Raw genomic sequence first — 475 nt, forward strand, 5'->3', positions numbered from 1 at the left:
GCGTGCGGATGGTGTTCCTGCCGCGGCACGGGCGCGGCCACCGGATCCTCCCGAGCGAGATCAACTTCCGCGCGAACATCTGGGGTCTGAAGCGGCTCGGCGTGACGCGGATCCTCTCGGTCTCCGCGGTCGGCTCGATGCGCGAGGACATCGCGCCGGGCGACTTCGTCGTGATCGACCAGTTCGTCGACCGGACGCGCCACCGCATCGACACGTTCTTCGGCGACGGCGTCGTCGCGCACGTGATGTTCGCCGATCCGTTGTGCCCCGAGGTCCGCGCGACCCTGCTCGCGGCCGGCCGCGCGCTCGACGTGCGACTGCACGACGGCGGGACGTACCTGAACATGGAGGGTCCGCAGTTCTCGACGCGCGCCGAGTCGAAGCTCTACCGCCAGTGGGGCGTCGACGTGATCGGGATGACGAATCTCCAGGAAGCGAAGCTCGCGCGCGAGGCGGAGCTCTGCTACGCGACGAT

At 69.3% G+C, this 475-nt stretch carries 1 protein-coding gene; it reads left to right on the top strand.

Annotated elements, in window-relative coordinates:
• Positions 1-475: MTAP family purine nucleoside phosphorylase (locus tag I6F37_RS38845; RefSeq protein ID WP_225154197.1), on the top strand; the 475-nt coding region annotated here is incomplete at both ends.

Origin of the sequence: Bradyrhizobium sp. NBAIM08 (genome assembly GCF_020193935.1) — a bacterium.
Lineage (GTDB): Bacteria > Pseudomonadota > Alphaproteobacteria > Rhizobiales > Xanthobacteraceae > Bradyrhizobium > Bradyrhizobium yuanmingense.